Here is a 17,837-nt window from a genome sequence, read left to right as displayed (position 1 = left end):
GGAGATCCGCGTCATCCGCCGGACACCTCGGCGTCACACGCGCGGCACACGAACCGGAAAGGTCTTCCCAAGATTCGGGAAATCCGTCGGGTTGATCCGCGTAACGTTCTGCCAGGCTGAAGTCCGGCGAACCGTTCGGCGCAGCACGGCGACCGAACGCCCGTCATAACCCCGTGATCGTCCATGAACGATCCACATCTGATGCAGGATGGTGGCAAATGAGTACCGACCCCACCAGCCATCCGAAGGAACGCTGCCGCGCGGCCGTCGACCGGAACGCGGACGCGTTGGTCGGGCTCTCCCGGAGCCTGCACGCCGAGCCCGAGCTCTCCTTCGCCGAGCACCGCAGCGTCGCCAAGGTGGTGGAGCCGCTCAAGCGCGCCGGCTTCTCCGTCCGACGGGGCGTCGCCGACCTGGACACCGCGTTCACCGCGAGCTACGGCTCGGGAGACCTCGTCGTGGGCCTGTGCGCGGAGTACGACGCGTTGCCCGAGGTCGGGCACGCCTGCGGTCACAACGTCATCGCCGCCGCGGCGGTCGGCGCCGCGCTCGCCCTCGCCGAGGTCGCCGACGAGCTGGGCCTGACCGTCCGGGTGATCGGGACCCCCGCCGAGGAGGCCGGCGGTGGGAAGGTGCTGATGCTGGAGCGCGGCGTGTTCGACGACGTCGCGCTCGCGCTCATGGTCCACCCCGCGCCCGAGGAGATGGTGGCGCCCCCGTCGCTGGCCATCACCGACCTGGAGGTCCGCTACACCGGCCGGGAGTCGCACGCCGCGGCCGCGCCACACCTCGGGGTGAACGCGGCCGACGCGCTCACCGTGGCCCAGGTGGCGATCGGCCTGGCGCGCCAGCATTTCGAGCCGAAGCAAATGGTTCACGGTATCGTGACCAGGGGCGGGGCCGCACCGAACATCGTGCCCGCGCACACCGCGGCCGTGTTCTACCTGCGGGCCGCCGACGTCGAGTCCCTACAGCGCCTGGAGAACCGCATCCGGGACTGCTTCCACGCCGGGGCGGTGGCCACCGGCTGCGCCCACGAGGTGGTCCAGCTCGGGCCGCCGTACGCCGAGCTGGATCCGGACCCCTGGTTGGCCGACGCCTACCGCGCGGCCGTCGTGGAGCTCGGACGTCGGCCGCTGAGCCAGGAGGAGGAGCGAACCCGCTCCACCGGCAGCACCGACATGGGCAACGTCACCCGCGCGTTGCCCGGGATCCACCCCACGATCGCCATCGACTGCGGAGACGCGGTGAACCACCAACCCGAGTTCGCGGCCGCCTGCGCCACGCCCTCGGCCGACCGGGCCGTCCTCGACGGCGCGGTGGCCATGGCGTGGACCGTCGTGGCCGCCGCCACCGACCAGACCCAGCGCGCCCGGCTGCTGTCCGGGGTCGCGCGTCGCGGGGCGACGGTATCCGCCGCCGTCGCGGCCGCCTCTTCCCCAGCAGGAGGTGCGGTGTGACCGTGTTGGACTCCAGGACCGAAGCGCCGGTGTCGGAACCGGTGACGGACGCCGACGGCCCGTTCTCCGGCGCGTCCGACGCGCTGACGGGCGTCGCCGCCCCCACCATGTCCACTGTGGAGGACCTCGGCGCCGGCCGTGGACCGTCCTGGTTGGACGGTTGGTTGGCCGCGCACGGCGGGGACGTCGTGGCGTGGCGGCGTCGGGTGCACGCCCACCCCGAGCTGTCCCGCCACGAGCACGCCACCACCCGCTTCCTCGTCGAGACGCTGACCGAGGCCGGGCTCCGGCCGAGGATCCTGCCCGGCGGGACCGGCCTGGTCTGCGACATCGGCTCCGGCTCCCCGTGCGTGGCGCTGCGCGCCGACATCGACGCGCTCCCGCTGACCGAGGCCACCGGCCTGCCGTTCGCCTCGACCCGCCCCGGCGTCTCGCACGCCTGCGGCCACGACGCGCACACCACGGCGCTGCTCGGCGCGGCGCTGGCCCTGGCCAACGCGCCAGCCCTGCCGGGAAGGGTGCGCCTGCTGTTCCAGCCCGCCGAGGAGGTCATGCCCGGCGGCGCGCTGGACGTGATCGCCGCGGGCGGGCTGGACGGCGTCGACCGGATCTTCGGCCTGCACTGCGACCCCCGGCTGGAGGTCGGCAGGGTCGGCACCAGGATCGGCGCCATCACCTCCGCCTCCGACCTGCTCGAACTGCGCCTGACCTCGCCGGGTGGGCACACCTCGCGGCCGCACCTGACCGCCGACCTGGTGCACGCACTGGGCACGGTGATCACCGGCCTTCCCGCGCTGCTGTCCCGCAGGGTGGACCCGCGCTCGGGCACGGTGCTGGTGTGGGGCCAGGTCCAGGCCGGCGAGGCCCCGAACGCGGTGCCGCAGGACGGGGTGCTGCGCGGCACCCTGCGCACGGGCGACCGCGACTGCTGGACGGGGCTGGAGCCGCTGGTCAAGGAGCTGGTCAACGCGTTGCTCCTGCCGACGGGCGTGGGCTTCGAGTGGCACCACCAGCGGGGCGTCCCCCCGGTGGTGAACGACAGGGAGAGCACCCACCTGCTGCGGGACGCCGTGCGGGCCGCCCTCGGCGAGGACGCGCTGGCCGGCACCCAGCAGTCCTCCGGCGGCGAGGACTTCGGGTGGTACCTGGAGCACGTGCCCGGCTCGTTCGCCCGGCTCGGCGTGTGGCCGGGGCACGGCCCGAAGAAGGACCTGCACCAGCCCACGTTCGACCTCGACGAGCGGGCCCTGCTGGTCGGCGTCCGTGTCCTCGTGCACGCCGCGCTCACCGCGCTCACGGGTGAGCCGTCGGCGTCGTGACGTCCCGGCGCGCCCGGAGCGGCTCCCGCCGTCGTCCGGGCGCGTCGGTCTTCCGTCGTCCGCCTCGGTGGTGGTCGTGTGCCCGCCGGCGGACCGCGTTTCTCCCGGAGCCGGAATTCACGCTTTCGCGTGGTGGAGAAACCCTGTTTCTGTCACCCGGGTGATCCCTCCGGGATGGCGGCGCCGCGCGCGACAAAAGCGCCCCGGTCGATTTTCCGTCCGGTTTTCCGGCGGGGGCGTCACCCCGGGTATCGCTCACGCCCCGCTGTTCGTTTCCGCCCCGGCGAGGTGACGTTTCACTCCGTCAGGTTTCACTCGTCGGCCTTCACGGAATGGGCGCGCGACACCGCCGCCGCACCAGGGGGCGCGGCGGCGCGCCGGCCGGCGGCTCCGGGGTCACCCCGCCAAGGTCACAGCGCCGAGGTCACAGCGCCGAGGTGACCGCGCCGAGGCCTCTCGGCGGTCGCTCGGCGGTCAGGGACCGATGCCCCGGCAGGGGCGCGTGCGCAGATCGTTGACGTAGTCGGCCGGCGCGCCCGCGGCCTCGGCGGCGTCGGCGACGACCCCGAGGTAGCGCGCCGACGGCAGGCCGCCCTCGTACGCGTCGAGGACGTAGAACCAGGCGACGACCGAGCCCTCGAGGGTCTGCACGCGCAGCCGGATCTTCTTGTGCAGGCCGAGTTCGGCGCCCTCCCAGCCGTCGAGCTTCCGCTCGTCCTCCGGGCTGACGTCGTACAGCACGACGAACACCCGGGAGTGCGGGTCCTCGACGATCGTGCTGAGCGCGCCCTCCCAGCCGACGTCCTCGCCGCCGAAGGTCAGCCGCCAGCCTTCCAGCCACCCCGTGCCCACCATCGGCGAGTGCGGGGCGCGCTCCAACATCTGGGCCGGGTCCATGTTGGACCCGTAAGCGGCGTAGAGCGGCACGGAGCACAGCGTAGCGACACTCGGATCACCCCACGGGACGCATACCATCCGTTCACCGACCCGGTCCGGCCACCCGACCCCGGTCCGGGGGCCACCGCGTACGGTGAAGCTGGCCGTCACCCGGCCCTGAGCGAGGCCTGTGCTGCGAGGAGGACCACGTGACCCGCATCGTGATCATGGGAGGCGGACCCGCCGGCTACGAGGCCGCGCTCGTGGCCGCGCAGCACGGCGCCGACGTCACCGTGGTCGAGCGGGACGCGCTCGGCGGCGCCTGCGTGCTGTACGACTGCGTGCCGTCGAAGACGTTCATCGCCTCCGCGACCGCCCGGTCCGCCTTCCGCAACGCCGGCGAGCTGGGCATCCGCAACCAGAACGAGGACGCCGCCGTCGAGGTTCCCGTCGTGCACGGCAGGGTGAAGGGGCTGGCGCTGGCCCAGTCCGCCGACGTGCGGGCCCGCCTCCAGCGGGAGGGCGTCCGGCTGCTCACCGGGCACGCCCGCCTCTGCGACGACCAGCCGGGCCTGGCGCAGCACCGGGTCTCGGTGGAGCTGCCCGACGGCTCGCGCGAGGTCCTGCCCGCCGACGTCGTGTTGATCGCCACCGGGGCCAACCCCCGCGTGCTGCGGGGCGCGGAGCCCGACGGCGAGCGCATCCTGACCTGGCGGCAGATCTACGACCTCACCGCGCTGCCGGAGCACCTCGTGGTGGTCGGCTCCGGGGTGACCGGTGTCGAGTTCGCCTCGGCGTACACCGAGATGGGCGTCAAGGTCACGCTGGTGTCCAGCAGGGACCGGGTGCTGCCGCACGAGGACGCCGACGCCGCCGCCGTGCTGGAGGAGGTCTTCGCCGAGCGCGGCACCACCGTGGTCAAGCACGCGCGGGCCGAGCGGATCGAGAAGACCGCCGACGGCGTCGTGGTGCACCTCCAGGACGGCCGGACCGTCGAGGGCAGCCATGCCCTGATGACCGTCGGGTCGGTCCCGAACACCGCCGACATCGGCCTGGAGCGGATCGGCATCGAGCTGGGCCGCGGCGGCTACATCCCGGTGGACCGGGTGTCGCGGACCTCGGTGTCCGGCGTCTACGCGGCGGGCGACTGCACGGGCGTGCTGCTGCTGGCCTCGGTGGCCGCGATGCAGGGCCGGATCGCGATGTGGCACGCGCTGGGCGAGGGCGTCCAGCCGATCAAGCTCAAGACCGTCGCCTCCAACGTCTTCACCAACCCGGAGATCGCCACGGTCGGCATCACCCAGCAGGCGATCGACAGCGGCGAGGTGCCGGCGCGGACGATCATGCTGCCGCTGGCCACCAACCCGAGGGCCAAGATGGAGGGCCTGCGCCGGGGCTTCGTGAAGCTGTTCTGCCGGCCGGCCACCGGCGTGGTGATCGGCGGCGTCGTGGTGGCCCCCGTGGCCAGCGAGCTGATCCTGCCGATCGCGCTGGCGGTGCAGAACCAGCTCACGGTGGAGCACCTGACCTACACGTTCTCGGTGTACCCGTCGCTGTCCGGCTCGATCACCGAGGCCGGCCGCCAGCTCATGCGGCACGACGACCTGGACTGACCTGGCCTGAGCTGACTGACCCGGGCTGACCGGGGTCGGCGCGGGGGCGCGCCCGTCGGGCCGCCCTCGCGTCTCGCGTTCCCCCGGGGTTCGGGCTCCCTGGCCGTCCGCGGCCGGGAACGGCCGGCGGCGTCGGAGGCACGGGGGCGCGTCCTCAGACCCAGTCGAAGGTCTTGGTCACGGCCTTCTTCCAGTTCGCGTACTGCTCCTCGCGGTGGGCCTCATCCATCCGGGGCGTCCACTCCCTGTCCTTGGCCCAGTTCGCGCGGATGTCCTCCTCGCCCGACCAGAAGCCGACGGCCAGCCCGGCGGCGTAGGCCGCGCCGAGCGCCGTGGTCTCGTTCACCACGGGCCGGATCACCGGAACGCCCAGGATGTCCGCCTGGAACTGCATCAGCAGCTCGTTGACGACCATGCCGCCGTCGACCTTGAGCGCCTTGAGGGGCACGCCGGAGTCCGCGTTCATCGCGTCGATCACCTCGCGGGTCTGGAAGGCGGTCGCCTCCAGCACCGCCCGCGCCAGGTGGCCCCGGTTGACGAACCGGGTCAGGCCGACGATCGCGCCCCTGGCGTCGGCCCGCCAGTAGGGCGCGAACAGGCCGGAGAACGCGGGCACGAAGTACGCGCCGCCGTTGTCCTCCACGGTCCTGGCGACCCGCTCGATCTCGTCGGCGGAGGAGATCAACCCCAGGTTGTCCCGCAGCCACTGCACGAGGGAGCCGGTGACCGCGATCGAGCCCTCCAACGCGTACACCGCCGCCTGGTCGCCGAGCTGGTAGCAGACCGTCGTGAGCAGCCCGTTCTCGCTCATCACCTTCTCGGTCCCGGTGTTGAGCAGGACGAAGTTGCCGGTGCCGTAGGTGTTCTTGGCCTCGCCCGGCGACAGGCACGCCTGCCCGAACGTGGCCGCCTGCTGGTCGCCCAGGATGCCGGAGATCGGCAGACCGCTCAGCGGCCCGCGCCCCCGCACCTTGCCGTAGACCTCCGAGGACGACCGGATCTCGGGCAGCATGGCCGGCGGGACGCCCATGTCCGCGCAGATCTCCTCGTCCCACGACAGCGTCTCCAGGTCCATCAGCAGGGTTCTGGACGCGTTGGTCGGGTCGGTGACGTGCACGCCGCCGTCAGGGCCGCCGGTCATGTTCCACAGCACCCAGGAGTCCATGTTGCCGAAGGCCAGCTCGCCGGCCTCGGCCCGCTCCCTCGCCCCCTCGACGGCGTCGAGGATCCAGCGGATCTTGGGGCCGGAGAAGTAGGTGGCCAGCGGGAGGCCGGTGCGGGGCCGGTACCGCTCCTGGCCGCCGCCGAGCTCGCCCAGCCGCCGGCAGAGCGCGTCCGTGCGGGTGTCCTGCCACACGATCGCGTTGTGCACCGGTTTCCCGGTCGCGCGGTCCCAGACCACCGTGGTCTCCCGCTGGTTCGTGATGCCCACGGTGACGAGGTCCTCGGTGACCAGGTCGGCCTTGGCCAGCGCGCCGGCGGTGACCCGGCGGGTGTTCTCCCAGACCTCCTCGGGGTCGTGCTCCACCCAGCCCGCCGAGGGGAAGATCTGGCGGTGCTCGACCTGGTCCGCCGCGACCACCCGCCCCGAGTGGTCGAAGACCATGCAGCGGGTGGACGTCGTGCCCTGGTCGATGGCGGCGACGTACTGCGTCATGGGGTGCTCTCCTCCCGCCTGTCGTGCTCCTGTCCGTCGTGCGCGCCCCGCGTCAGGCCGGCGTCGGCAGGGCCAGGTACAGCAGGCCCGCCAACGCGCCGCCGACCAGCGGACCGACCACCGGCACCCAGGCGTAGCCCCACTCGGCGCCGCCCTTGCCCCGGATGGGCGCGAGCGCGTAGACGATCCGGGGGCCGAGGTCCCTGGCCGGGTTGATGGCGTACCCCGTCGGGCCGCCCAGCGACGCGCCGATCGCGACCACGACGAACGCGACCGCCGCGTACCCGAGCGCCGAGTTGCCGAACTGGGGCACGCCCTGCTCGCCCGCCCTCGCCGCCGGGCTGAGCAGGATCCAGACGACCAGGACGAGCGTGGCGACCACCTCGGTGAGGAGGTTCCACGGCCAGCCCGGCACCGTCGGGGCGGTGCAGAAGATCCCCCTGGTGCCCGAGGGGTCGTCGTGCGTGTCGAACTGGAGCTTGTAGACCAGCCAGCCCAGCGTCGCCCCCACGATCGCGCCGAGGAGCTGGGCCGCCACGTACACCGGCACCCTGTCCCAGTCCAGCCGCCCGGCCACGGCGAGGCCGAGCGTGACCGCCGGGTTGAGGTGCGCGCCGCTGGGGGCCGAGACGCTCGCCCCCGTGAACACCGCGAACCCCCAGCCGAAGGAGATCAGCAGCCACCCGCCGCCCCGGCCGAGGCTCCTGCGCAGCGTGACGTTCGCGACGACCCCGACACCGAGCAGGATGAGCGTCGCGGTCCCGAGCAGCTCCCAGACGAAGACCTCGCCGTTGGTCATCGCGGTCCTCTCTGCCCGCTCCCCGCGGCCGCCCGACCGTGTGTCGCGGGCCACGTCGGGTGGCGGACGGCTCTCCGGCGTCGCGCCGACGACGGCCGTGTTCCCCGTCCCGGCCCTGGTCGTCGCGGTGCACGACCATCCTGGCGGGGTGGGCCGGGTGGCGGCCACCCGAACGCCGGCCACCCGGCGAGGAGAGCCGGGATGTCGCATGCTTGCCGGGTAGCGTTGACGATCGAGACACGGCGCGGCACGCACGGCGCGGTGAGGAGGCGGGAGCAGTGGCCCAGCCGGACCCCCGACAAGCTGAGGCGACCACCGGACGGCTCGGGACGGCCGAGCGGGAGGCGGCGTGGCGCCGCCTCGGAACCGACCAGTTCGACGTCGTCGTGGTCGGCGGCGGCGTGACCGGGGCCGGGGCGGCCCTGGACGCGGCCACCCGCGGGCTGCGGGTCGCCCTGGTGGAGGCCAGGGACCTCGCCTCCGGCACGTCGAGCCGGTCGAGCAAGCTGTTCCACGGCGGCCTGCGGTACCTGGAGCAACTGGAGTTCGGGCTGGTCAGGGAGGCGCTGCGGGAACGCGAGCTGATGCTGACCCGGCTCGCGCCGCACCTGGTGAAGCCGGTGAGCTTCCTGTACCCGCTGACCCACCGGATCTGGGAGCGCCCCTACACCGCGGCCGGCCTGTTCCTCTACGACACCATGGGCGGGGCGCGGTCGGTGCCCGGCCAGAAGCACCTCACGCGGGCCGGCGCGCTGCGTCTGGTGCCCGCTTTGAAGCGCAACGCGCTGATCGGCGGCATCCGCTACTACGACGCCCACGCCGACGACGCCCGCCACACGATGACCGTCGCCCGCACCGCCGCGCACTACGGCGCGGTGGTCCGCACGTCCACGCAGGTCGTGGGCATGTTGCGGGAGGCGGACCGGATCTCCGGCGTGCGGGTGCGCGACGTCGAGGACGGCCGCGAGGTCGACGTCTCCGCCCACGTGGTGATCAACTGCACCGGGGTCTGGACGGACGAGATCCAGCGCCTGTCCGGCAGCAGGGGCCGGTTCCGGGTCCGCGCCAGCAAGGGCGTGCACATCGTGGTGCCGAGGGACCGCATCGTCTCCGACTCCGGCCTGATCCTGCGGACCGAGAAGTCCGTGCTGTTCGTCATCCCGTGGCGCAGCAACCACTGGATCGTGGGCACCACCGACACCGACTGGAACCTCGACCTGGCCCACCCCGCCGCGACCAGGTCCGACATCGACTACATCCTCGACCACGTCAACCAGGTCCTGGCCACCCCGCTCACGCACGACGACATCGAGGGCGTCTACGCCGGTCTGCGGCCGCTGCTGGCCGGGGAGAGCGAGGAGACCTCGAAGCTGTCCCGGGAGCACGCGGTGGCCCGGGTCTCGCCGGGCCTGGTCGCCATCGCCGGCGGCAAGTACACGACGTACCGGGTGATGGCCGCCGACGCGGTCGACGCCGCCGCCCCCGACCTGCCGGGCCGGATCGCCCCCTCGATCACCGACAAGGTGCCGCTGCTCGGCGCGGACGGCTACCACGCCCTGGTCAACCAGGCCGACCAGCTCGCCGGCCGGTACGGGCTGCACCCGTACCGGGTCCGGCACCTGCTGGACCGCTACGGCTCGCTGGTGCACGAGGTGCTCGCGCTGGCCGCGGAGCGGCCGGAGCTGCTCAAGCCCATCCCCGCCGCACCGGACTACCTCCAGGTCGAGGTGGCCTACGCGGCCTCGCACGAGGGGGCGCTGCACCTGGAGGACGTGCTGACCCGGCGCACCCGCATCTCGATCGAGTACCCGCACCGGGGGATCGACTGCGCCGAGGCCGTGGCCCGGCTGATGGGGGAGGTGCTCGGCTGGGACGACGGCACGGTGGCCCGCGAGGTCGAGGTCTACACGGCCAGGGTGGAGGCCGAGCGGGACTCGCAGACCCAGCCGGACGACCAGGCCGCGGACGCCAGGCGGTCGGCGGCGCCGGAGGCGCGCTCCCGCGTCACCGAGCCGGTCGCCTGAACCGGCCGATCCGGCTCGCCTGACCCCACGGAGCCGGCGTCCTGACCCCACCAGGGGAACGGCGTCCTGACCCCACCGGGGCGCTCGCCGGTCAGCGGTTCTCGGCCTCCGCGAGCGCCTCCTCGACGTGGGCGAGGAGCCGGCGCTGGTCCGTGGGGCAGACCGTGCTCCACGGCGCGCAGCCCTCCCTGGCCCGGCGCACCTGGAGGTAGCGGCCCTCCGGGGTGTCGAAGAAGCCCACCACCCAGGCGGTGCGACGGCGGCGGCCGAGCGCGTCCCTGGCCGCCGCGCCGAACTGGCCGAGGCGCGACGCGTCGCGGGTCATCCTGGCCAGGGCGCGGGCGTCCTCGCTCCGCACGCCCCTGGCCTGGAGCGCCGAGGCCAGTCCCTCGGGGCTGCCGTCGCAGCTCGCCACGGCCGCGTCGAGGTCGGCGCTGGGCAGGGTCACCGAGTGGCCGGGGCCGGCGGAGCACGGGGGCAGCACGCCCACCGCCTCCCTGGGCAGCCCGGTCGCCGCGGCCTCCCTCAGGGTCAGCCACTCGCCGTCGAGCACCGCGAGCACCGCGTCGTCACCGGTCGCCGCGGCCAGCACCCGCACCCGGCGGCCCAGCCAGATCCGCCCGTCGACCTCGCGCTCGGGGTGCGCCAGCAGCCGCAACAGGTCCGCCAGCCGGGGCTCCACGTGCGGGGCGCTGCCCAGCCCGCGCCCGGCCAGCCCGGCCCAGGCGCGCTCGGCCAGCGCGGACCGCTCCGACCAGGTCCGCCCCGGCGACGGCACCTTGATCGGAAGCGGCATCGGCCCGAGGTCCAGGTGCTCCCAGAGCACGTCGAACTCCAACGCGCTGAGCGTGAGGGGTTCGGCCAGCGTGGCGCCGTCGAGGTCGATCACGGCGTTCCGCTCTCGCCGATCACGGGCGGCACCACGTGCTGGCCGGTGCCGAAGTGCGACGGGCGGGACGGGTCCCCGAGGAGGTCGTCGGCGGGAAGCAGGTAGTTCGGCCGCTCGCCGTCGCCCTCGCCGTCGGAGCGCGCCGGGCCGAGGGCGGGTGAGGCGGACGGCGGGGCGGCGGAGGACGTCGCCCGGTGCGCGAGCACGGGGTCGGGGCCGATCACGCCCGGTACGGGCAGGGAGGCGGCGCCGACCGCGGGAGCGGGGGCGGGGGTGTGGTTCGGCCGGGCCGGTCCACCCTCGACGAACGGGCCGGGTGTCGGTCCTCGGTGGTCCCTCGGGCCGTCCGACGTGGCCTCCTCGCGCGCGGACCGGCCGCCGCCGGGAGGATCGTCGGTCGTGCGGCCCCTCGGCCCGGCAAAACCGTCCACTGTGGACCGTCCCGTCGCTCCGCCGCGCGGCGGAGCCCCCGGCGCGGTGGGCACCGGCCGGGGGGCCGGGGGCCCGGGGGGCGGCGGAGCGGGGCGCGGCCCCGGCACGGTCGGCGGGTGATGGCCCGGCTGCGGCGGCACCGGCGCCGGTCCGCCCCGCGCGCCCGCCGGCGCCGACGAGACACCCGGCGAGGCGTTGGGCGGGGTGCCGGGCGATGCGGTCGAGACGTTCGCCGAGACGGAGATCGAGGGCGCACCCGTGGTCGGGGACGGCTGTCGGGGCGGCGGCGCCGTCTTCTGCGGCGTGCTCCCCGGACGCTGGGTCGGCGCCACGGACCGCGCCCCGCCACCGGCGGAGACCGCGCCGCCCGCGCGGGGCGCTCGCGCGAGCAGGCCGGCCACGCCGGCTCCGACCGCCACCGTCACCGCCGGCGTCGCCACCACGACCTCGGGCGGAGGGGAGAACTCGCCGAGCGTGCTGGTGTTGCTCCTGGTGCTGCTCTCGTAGGTCGCCATCACCTCGAACGCGCGTTGTTCCGCGGCGTCCGCCGCGGCCTCCTGCCGCTCGTAGTCGGTCTGCCCGCCGAACAGGTGCACCAGACCGGTCACCGCCGCCGACGGCTCCTCCGCCGTCACCGGCACCGGCTGCGGCATGTCGGCGCGGGCCTTGCTCACGTAGTCGGCCTGGAGTTCGGCGGACAACCGCATCACCTCGGCGCCGCCGCGCGCGTCGCACGCCCACTGGCCCAGTGGGGTCAGGCCGGCGCGGGCGGCCTCGGCCGCGGCGCCCTCCCAACTCCCGCCGCACCGCTCCAACGCGGCGCTCAGGTCGCTGTCGATCTCGCCGAGGGCCCTGGTCAGCTCCGCCCAGCGGCTCACCGACGAGGCGGACGCGGCGGCGCCGGGGCCGGCGTGGATCTGCGCGTAGAGCTCCTCGTGGGTGTACCCGCGCCAACGGTGGTCGCCCATGCCCTGCCCTCCCGGGTGCGTTCAGCGTTGCTTCTTGCCCCACAGGGCCGCGTTGTCGCCCTCGGTGGCCCGGTACTGCGCCTCCGCGTCCCGCAGGGCGTCCGCCGCCGCCTTGAGCTGGCGCTGGTAGCTCTGGAGCGCGTTCAACGCGCCCTCACCGCTGTCGACGGAGGCCCGGTTGAACTCGGTGGCGGCCTCCGCGCTGACCGGGTCGCCGGCCCACGGCCGGATCCTCAGGTCGGTGATGGCCATGTCCACCTGCGGGTCGAGGCGGTTCAACGCCGCCTCGAAGGCGCGGCGCAGCTCGGGGATCGAGGACGGCTCGACCCGCAACGTGTTCGCGGCGGGGTCCTGTTGTCCGGCCGGCGGGCCGGTTTCGGGGCGCGTCGGCACTGCTGCCCTCCCGGGACGACACGTAAGCGAGGTCACTCTATCCACACAGAGTGACGATGGGGAGTGGTGTGCGTGACGTTCACGCGGAGTAGTCGTGATCAGCGGGTGGCGCGGAGTGACGCGACGGCCGCCTCGGCGATCCGCCGCGCGCCCCGGCACAGCTCGTCCCGGGGCGGGGGTTTCTGGTTGCCGCCGTCCCTGAGCAGGACGTCGAGGAACTGGCCGTCGGCCATGTCGACCTCGACGTTGCAGAAGGTCTCCTGCCCCGGGGTGCGGACGACGAGGGCCGGGAATCCGTTGACCTGGACGCCCTCCGCGTCCACCTGCGCGGTGTCGTCGTGCCAGACCTCGATGCCCTGGTCGGTCACGACGGCCAGGCGCGCCACCAGGCCGTGCGCGCCGTCGCGCAGGCTGCACGCCCTGGCGTTGGCGAACCGGGAGTCGGCGTACGGCGTGGGTGTGCCGTCGAGGGAGAGCTGGCGGCGCTGGTCCGGGGTGAGGACGCCGCACGGGTCCACGGTGTCGAGCGGGATCTCCGTCGGCCGTGGCGAGCGGGGAAGGGTGGTGGTGGCCGGGAGCGGGGGATCGGCCACCCTGGGGGTGCCGTCCGAGCGCGCGCTGCTGCTCGCCCAGGTGCACCCGGCCGTGGCGGCGACGAGGAGAACGGCCAGCACGGCCCGCGCTCCGCCCGTCGTCGGCCACCCGTTCCGCATGGCGCGTACGGTAGCGGAGCACGTGCCAGAAGTGATCGAGGATCACTTCTCCGGACGACGCTCGACCGGGCCAATCGCGCGGTGTTTCCGCTGGTCAGAGTTGGTGTGGTCATCGTTGGTCCGGGTGACGCCGCCACCCCCTGCCGATGCTCGGGCGGGGTCTGCCCGCGGAGTTGTCCACAGTCACCCGGATTCCTCCACAGGCGACGGCTCGTGCCTTGGCCCGGCGATCTGGAGGCAATAGGCTGGTCGTGGGGTCGCCCCCCCAGGGCGGGTGGGGGCTGTCCTTAGGTGATCGTGCTCCCGGCTCCCGGCTCCCGGCTCCCGGCGATGGGTGTTGGGTGTTGGCTCGTGTTCGGCGGGATGTCAAGCCTTTCGCCCTGTCGGGCGATGAGTTTGTCCACAGGCGACGGAGTTGTCCACAGCCGGCCGGTGTGTTCCCCGGGCGAGGGGCGTTCGCCGGTAGGCTGGAGCGGGGCTCGCCCCCCAGGGCGGGTGGGGGCTGTCCTGGGGAGGGTGTGCGGGCCGGGCGCTGATCAGCTCTCCGGGGTGCTCGCCTGGCGGGACCAGACCAGAACGTCCTGGCGTCCGCCGTCAACCACCGCCGCTCCGGGCAGTCGATCGTCCACTGTGAACCCGCACTTCTCGGCCAGTCGGTGGGCGGCCCGGTTGTCGGCGGAGTGCCGGAAGGCGACGCGGCGCAGCCCGAGGCCGGCGAACCCGAACCGGAGGGCCGCCAGCGCCGCCGTGGTCATGATCCCGCGCCCCCGGTGCTCCGGCCGCGTCCAGCAGGCCAGTTCGGCCGTGCCTCGCGCCAGGTCGAGGTCCTTCAGCCCGACCTCGCCGAGCATCTCGCCGCTCACGGTGTCGGCCACCGCCCACGAGCAGCGCGAGTCCCGCTCCCACTCCTCGGCCCGGCGCGCGACGTACGCGCCCGCCGAATCCAGGTCCTCCACGGCATCGTCCGTGACGTGCCGGCGGTGATCGGCGTCCGCGAAGGCCGCGACGAGGGCGGGCCTGTCGTCGAAAGCCCGGTCCACGCGCAGTCCCCGGAGGTACCACGTGCCGGCGTTGATCTCGACGGGCTCCACGCGGCGACCCTAACGCAGCGCGCCTCCCCGGCCACGCCCCCGAACCAGCCCGTGGGCGGGGGCCGGCCGTCCACAACAGCCGCTCACGGCTCAGAGAGCCGGAGAGACGGGCCTCGGGTCTGGTCAGTCGGCTTCGGTGGTGAACCCGTCGCGCTGTTCGGCCGCCCGGTCGAGCGCGTCCCGCCAGCACGACGCGGGCAGGCCGTCCGGCGCGGTCTCGACCAGCACCACCCAGTCGACGTCCTCGGCGTCGTCCTCGCCGGCGAGCATGTCGCGGTGCACCGTGCAGGGCGACCAGCCGTCGGCGCTCAGTTCCTCCGCGAGTTCCTCGGCCTCGTCGCGGTCCGGCAGCACGACGAGCACGCCCGACGCCACCGGGGCGCTGCCGTTGCCGGGGCCACCGGTGGCGTCCAGCAGACCGTGCGCGACGAGCGCGGCGCGCAGCGCGGCCGTGTCCGGGACGTGGGCCGTCATGAGTCCCACCCCCGCGGCGGCGTCGGTGTTCTCGGCGGCGTCGTCGCAGAACAGCGTGCGCGTGGGGGAGTGCTGCAACACGCGCAGCGCCCGGCGGAACGCCTCCGGCTCGGGTTTGACCACGCCCAGCCGGTGCGACGAGACGACCGCGTCGACCTCGCGGTCCAGGCCGAGCGCGCGGAGGTCCGCGCCGAGCGCCGTGGTGGCGTTGGTCAGCAGGGCCACCCGACAGCGCCGGCGCGCCATGCGCACCAGCTCGACCGCCTCGGGCACCACCGACCCGGTCCGACGCCAGGCGCGGACCGCCGAACGGGCCACCTCCGGGGCCGCGCCCCCGTCGACCAGGCGACGCGCGATGGCCTCCTGCCACCCGAGGTCGTCGACCTCGCCCACGAGCGCCGGCCTGGCCACCTCGGGGTGGAACGCGGCCGAGGCCAGCGACCCCCTGGGCAGGCCGTGGGCGTCCTCGACCGCGTCGTCCGGGTCGAACCGCCGCAACACACCGTCGAGATCGAGCAACAGCAACGTGGGGTGGTGGTCAGCCACTCCGCCTCCCGGCGCGGATGACGAGGATGATCACGACAACGGCCAGCGGCGCGAACAGCGCCCACTGGCGGAGGACCAGCGCCAGTCCCGCCACGGCGGCCAGGGCGACGATCGCGGAGGACCGGCCCCCGCGCCTCGGGGTGGGCGGCGCCGGGGGCGGTGGGCTCACCAGCGCCGGCGGGGCCATCGGCCTGGGCTCGGGCAGGTCGGCGAACAGCGCGGCCAGCTCGCCCCGGTACCGCGCGGCCATCGCCCTGGCGCAGCGCTCGTCGTACTCGGCGATCTCCAGCCGGCCCGCTGTGAGGTGCTCGGACAGCGCGGACACGGCCCGTTCCCGCTCAGCGTCGCCGATGCGGATGTCGGGCGTCCGTCCACTGTCGTCCACGTCGCCGATGGTACGTCCGGGCGGGTCCGCCACCGCTCACGCCCGCCAGGCCGTCGGGCCGCGACAGGGACGAGAGGCGGACGGGGACGAGAGACGGACGGGGACGAGAGACGGACGGGGACGACAGGGAACGGCGGAAGACGACGGGAGACAACTGAGGACCACAGGAGACGACGGAGAGCGAGACGATGGAAGTCGACGGAAGACGACGGTGGGGCGTCCCGCAGGGGCGCCCCACCGTTCGAACTCGTGTCGGCTGTCTTGCTTCTGCCGCTTCGGTCAGCCGGAGCCGACGGCCGAGCTGCCTCAGTCCTTGATCTCGCAGAGGACGGTGCCCTGGCTGACCGCGCTGCCGGGCTCGGCCGCCAGCGAGGTGACCGTGCCGGCCTTGTGGGCGGTCACCGGGTTCTCCATCTTCATCGCCTCCAGGACGACCACGAGGTCGCCGGCCTGGACCTGCTGGCCCTCCTCGACCGCGACCTTCACGATGGTGCCCTGCATCGGGGCGGTCACCGCGTCGCCGGAGACGGCGGCGGCGGACTTGCCGCCCGCGCGCCGGCGCGGCTTGGCCTTCGCGCCGGAGGCGGCCGCGCCACCGCCCGCGCCCAGGGCCAGGTCGCCGGGCAGCGAGACCTCCAGGCGCCGGCCGCCGACCTCGACCACCACGGTCTGGCGCGCCTCGGCCTCCTCGCCGTCGGTCCCGGCTCCCCCGGTGAACGGCTCCACCGTGTTGTTCCACTCGGTCTCGATCCACCGGGTGTGCACGCGGAAGCCGTCCTCGGCGGTGAAGGCGGGGTCGCGCACCACGAGCCGGTGGAACGGCAGCACGGTGGCCATGCCCTCGACCACCATCTCGTCCAGCGCCCGCCGGGCCCGCTCCAGCGCCTGCGCGCGGTCCTCGCCGGTGACGATCAGCTTGGCCAGCAGCGAGTCGAACTGGCCGCCGATGACGCTGCCGGCCTCGACGCCGGCGTCCACCCGCACGCCGGGGCCGGACGGCACGTCGAACCGGGTGACGGCGCCGGGCGCCGGCAGGAAGTTGCGGCCCGCGTCCTCGCCGTTGATCCGGAACTCGATCGAGTGGCCGCGCGGCTCGGGGTCGGAGTCGAAGCGCAGCTTCTCGCCGGCCGCGATGCGGAACTGCTCCCGCACCAGGTCGACGCCGGCGGTCTCCTCGCTGACCGGGTGCTCGACCTGGAGCCGGGTGTTGACCTCCAGGAAGGAGATCGTGCCGTCGGTGCCGACCAGGAACTCCACCGTGCCGGCGCCGTGGTAGCCGGCCTCGCGGCAGATGGCCCGCGCGGCCTCGTGGATGGTGCGCCGCTGCTCGTCGGTCAGGAACGGCGCGGGCGCCTCCTCGACCAGCTTCTGGTGCCGGCGCTGCAACGAGCAGTCCCGGGTGCCGACGACGATCACGTTGCCGTACTGGTCGGCGAGTACCTGGGCCTCGACGTGCCTGGGCCGGTCGAGGTAGCGCTCGACGAAGCACTCGCCCCTGCCGAACGCCGTGACGGCCTCGCGCACCGCCGAGTCGTACAGCTCGGGGATCTCCTCCAGCGTGCGGGCGACCTTGAGGCCGCGCCCGCCGCCGCCGAAGGCGGCCTTGATGGCCACCGGAAGGCCGTGCTCGCGGGCGAACGCCACGACCTCGTCCGGCCCGGACACCGGGTCCTTGGTGCCGGGCACCAGCGGCGCGCCGGCCCTGGTGGCGATGTGCCGGGCGGTGACCTTGTCGCCGAGGTCCCTGATCGCCTGCGGCGTCGGCCCGATCCAGACCAGGCCCGCGTCCAGCACCGCCTGGGCGAAGTCGGCGTTCTCGGAGAGGAAGCCGTAGCCGGGGTGCACCGCGTCGGCGCCCGAGCGCCGCGCGGCGTCGATGATCTTGTCGATGACGAGGTAGGACTCGGCGGCGGTGGCGCCGCCGAGCGCGAACGCCTCGTCCGCCATGCGGACGAACGGCGCGTCCCGGTCGGGGTCGGCGTAGACAGCCACGCTGCCCAGGCCGGCGTCCCGACAGGCGCGGATCACCCGGACGGCGATCTCACCCCGATTGGCGATCAGCACCTTGCTCAGCGTGCTGCTGCTGTGCTCCGCGGCCGGCTCGGGCACGCCCTACCTCCTCGTGTCGCACGTCCCACGTTCATCGTCCTGCTGCGCGGGCGACTTCGGGCGAGTTTATGGTCAGCCGGGGGCGCGCA

15 protein-coding genes are annotated in these 17,837 nt (G+C 74.2%); 4 read left to right on the top strand and 11 right to left on the bottom strand.

The genetic code is table 11. The annotated features are described in order from the left end of the window. Positions 1-218 precede the first annotated feature (218 nt). A complete protein-coding gene (locus LX15_RS20885) occupies positions 219-1,460 on the top strand; it encodes a M20 family metallopeptidase (RefSeq protein ID WP_253671312.1) in 1,242 nt (413 codons plus the stop codon). Then, a complete protein-coding gene (locus tag LX15_RS20880; protein WP_253671311.1) occupies positions 1,457-2,779 on the top strand; it encodes an amidohydrolase in 1,323 nt (440 codons plus the stop codon). Before LX15_RS20885 ends, LX15_RS20880 begins: the two co-directional genes overlap by 4 nt. Before the next feature lie 474 nt (positions 2,780-3,253). On the opposite strand, the gene LX15_RS20875 is transcribed toward LX15_RS20880, so the two are convergent. Beyond that, positions 3,254-3,706: a gamma-glutamylcyclotransferase family protein gene (locus LX15_RS20875; protein WP_253671310.1), complete on the bottom strand. Its 453-nt coding sequence runs from the start codon at positions 3,704-3,706 to the stop codon at positions 3,254-3,256. Between the two features lie 158 nt (positions 3,707-3,864). Here LX15_RS20875 and LX15_RS20870 point away from each other — a divergent pair, with 158 nt between their 5' ends. Then, positions 3,865-5,268 carry an NAD(P)H-quinone dehydrogenase gene (locus tag LX15_RS20870; protein ID WP_253671309.1) on the top strand — a complete coding sequence of 468 codons (1,404 nt, stop codon included), beginning with the start codon at positions 3,865-3,867 and terminating at the stop codon, positions 5,266-5,268. Positions 5,269-5,422: 154 nt separating this feature from the next. Here LX15_RS20870 and glpK read toward each other — a convergent pair whose 3' ends face one another. Further along, complete coding sequence (gene glpK, locus LX15_RS20865; RefSeq protein WP_253671308.1) at positions 5,423-6,925, bottom strand: glycerol kinase GlpK; 1,503 nt, start codon at positions 6,923-6,925, stop codon at positions 5,423-5,425. A 52-nt stretch (positions 6,926-6,977) separates the two neighbouring features. Further along, positions 6,978-7,724 (bottom strand): MIP/aquaporin family protein, encoded by a 747-nt coding sequence (locus LX15_RS20860; protein WP_253671307.1) that lies wholly within the window; start codon positions 7,722-7,724, stop codon positions 6,978-6,980. A gap of 278 nt (positions 7,725-8,002) precedes the next feature. Here LX15_RS20860 and glpD point away from each other — a divergent pair, with 278 nt between their 5' ends. Beyond that, positions 8,003-9,748, top strand: coding sequence for a glycerol-3-phosphate dehydrogenase (gene glpD / locus LX15_RS20855; protein WP_253671306.1), 1,746 nt, complete (start codon positions 8,003-8,005; stop codon positions 9,746-9,748). A gap of 91 nt (positions 9,749-9,839) precedes the next feature. Here glpD and LX15_RS20850 read toward each other — a convergent pair whose 3' ends face one another. From LX15_RS20850 to LX15_RS20815, 8 genes are all read right to left on the bottom strand, one after another. Next, a complete protein-coding gene (locus LX15_RS20850) occupies positions 9,840-10,637 on the bottom strand; it encodes an ESX secretion-associated protein EspG (protein WP_253671305.1) in 798 nt (265 codons plus the stop codon). Beyond that, complete coding sequence (locus LX15_RS20845; protein WP_253671304.1) at positions 10,634-12,037, bottom strand: PPE domain-containing protein; 1,404 nt, start codon at positions 12,035-12,037, stop codon at positions 10,634-10,636. Before LX15_RS20845 ends, LX15_RS20850 begins: the two co-directional genes overlap by 4 nt. Positions 12,038-12,058: 21 nt before the next feature. Further along, a complete protein-coding gene (locus LX15_RS20840) occupies positions 12,059-12,430 on the bottom strand; it encodes a transcriptional regulator (protein ID WP_253671303.1) in 372 nt (123 codons plus the stop codon). Between the two features lie 98 nt (positions 12,431-12,528). Then, entirely contained in the window at positions 12,529-13,143 is a 615-nt protein-coding gene (locus tag LX15_RS20835) for a DUF3558 domain-containing protein (protein ID WP_253671302.1), read from the bottom strand. A gap of 536 nt (positions 13,144-13,679) precedes the next feature. Further along, a complete protein-coding gene (locus tag LX15_RS20830) occupies positions 13,680-14,234 on the bottom strand; it encodes a GNAT family N-acetyltransferase (protein WP_253671301.1) in 555 nt (184 codons plus the stop codon). 123 nt (positions 14,235-14,357) lie between these two features. Continuing rightward, positions 14,358-15,254 carry an HAD-IA family hydrolase gene (locus LX15_RS20825; RefSeq protein ID WP_253671300.1) on the bottom strand — a complete coding sequence of 299 codons (897 nt, stop codon included), beginning with the start codon at positions 15,252-15,254 and terminating at the stop codon, positions 14,358-14,360. Continuing rightward, the gene (locus tag LX15_RS20820) at positions 15,247-15,639 is read right to left on the bottom strand and encodes a DUF1707 SHOCT-like domain-containing protein (protein ID WP_253671299.1); all 393 of its coding nucleotides are present in this window, start codon (positions 15,637-15,639) and stop codon (positions 15,247-15,249) included. The genes LX15_RS20825 and LX15_RS20820 overlap by 8 nt, the downstream gene beginning before the upstream one ends. A gap of 306 nt (positions 15,640-15,945) precedes the next feature. Next, complete coding sequence (locus LX15_RS20815) at positions 15,946-17,748, bottom strand: acetyl/propionyl/methylcrotonyl-CoA carboxylase subunit alpha (protein ID WP_253671298.1); 1,803 nt, start codon at positions 17,746-17,748, stop codon at positions 15,946-15,948. Between the last annotated feature and the right edge of the window lie 89 nt (positions 17,749-17,837).

The sequence above is a fragment of the Streptoalloteichus tenebrarius genome (assembly GCF_024171885.1).
In the GTDB taxonomy this organism is placed as follows: Bacteria; Actinomycetota; Actinomycetes; order Mycobacteriales; family Pseudonocardiaceae; genus Streptoalloteichus; species Streptoalloteichus tenebrarius.
Note: the sequence above shows the minus strand (reverse complement) of the source record. Positions and strands in the feature narration are given on the sequence as shown.

What these genes read in the sequence shown, in the direction of transcription:
- LX15_RS20885 (WP_253671312.1), top strand. Translation starts at nt 219, where the DNA reads ATGAGTACCGACCCCACCAGCCATCCGAAGGAACGCTGCCGCGCGGCC.
- LX15_RS20860 (WP_253671307.1), bottom strand. Translation starts at nt 7,724, where the DNA reads ATGACCAACGGCGAGGTCTTCGTCTGGGAGCTGCTCGGGACCGCGACG.
- LX15_RS20835 (WP_253671302.1), bottom strand. Translation starts at nt 13,143, where the DNA reads ATGCGGAACGGGTGGCCGACGACGGGCGGAGCGCGGGCCGTGCTGGCC.
- LX15_RS20845 (WP_253671304.1), bottom strand. Translation starts at nt 12,037, where the DNA reads ATGGGCGACCACCGTTGGCGCGGGTACACCCACGAGGAGCTCTACGCG.
- glpK (WP_253671308.1), bottom strand. Translation starts at nt 6,925, where the DNA reads ATGACGCAGTACGTCGCCGCCATCGACCAGGGCACGACGTCCACCCGC.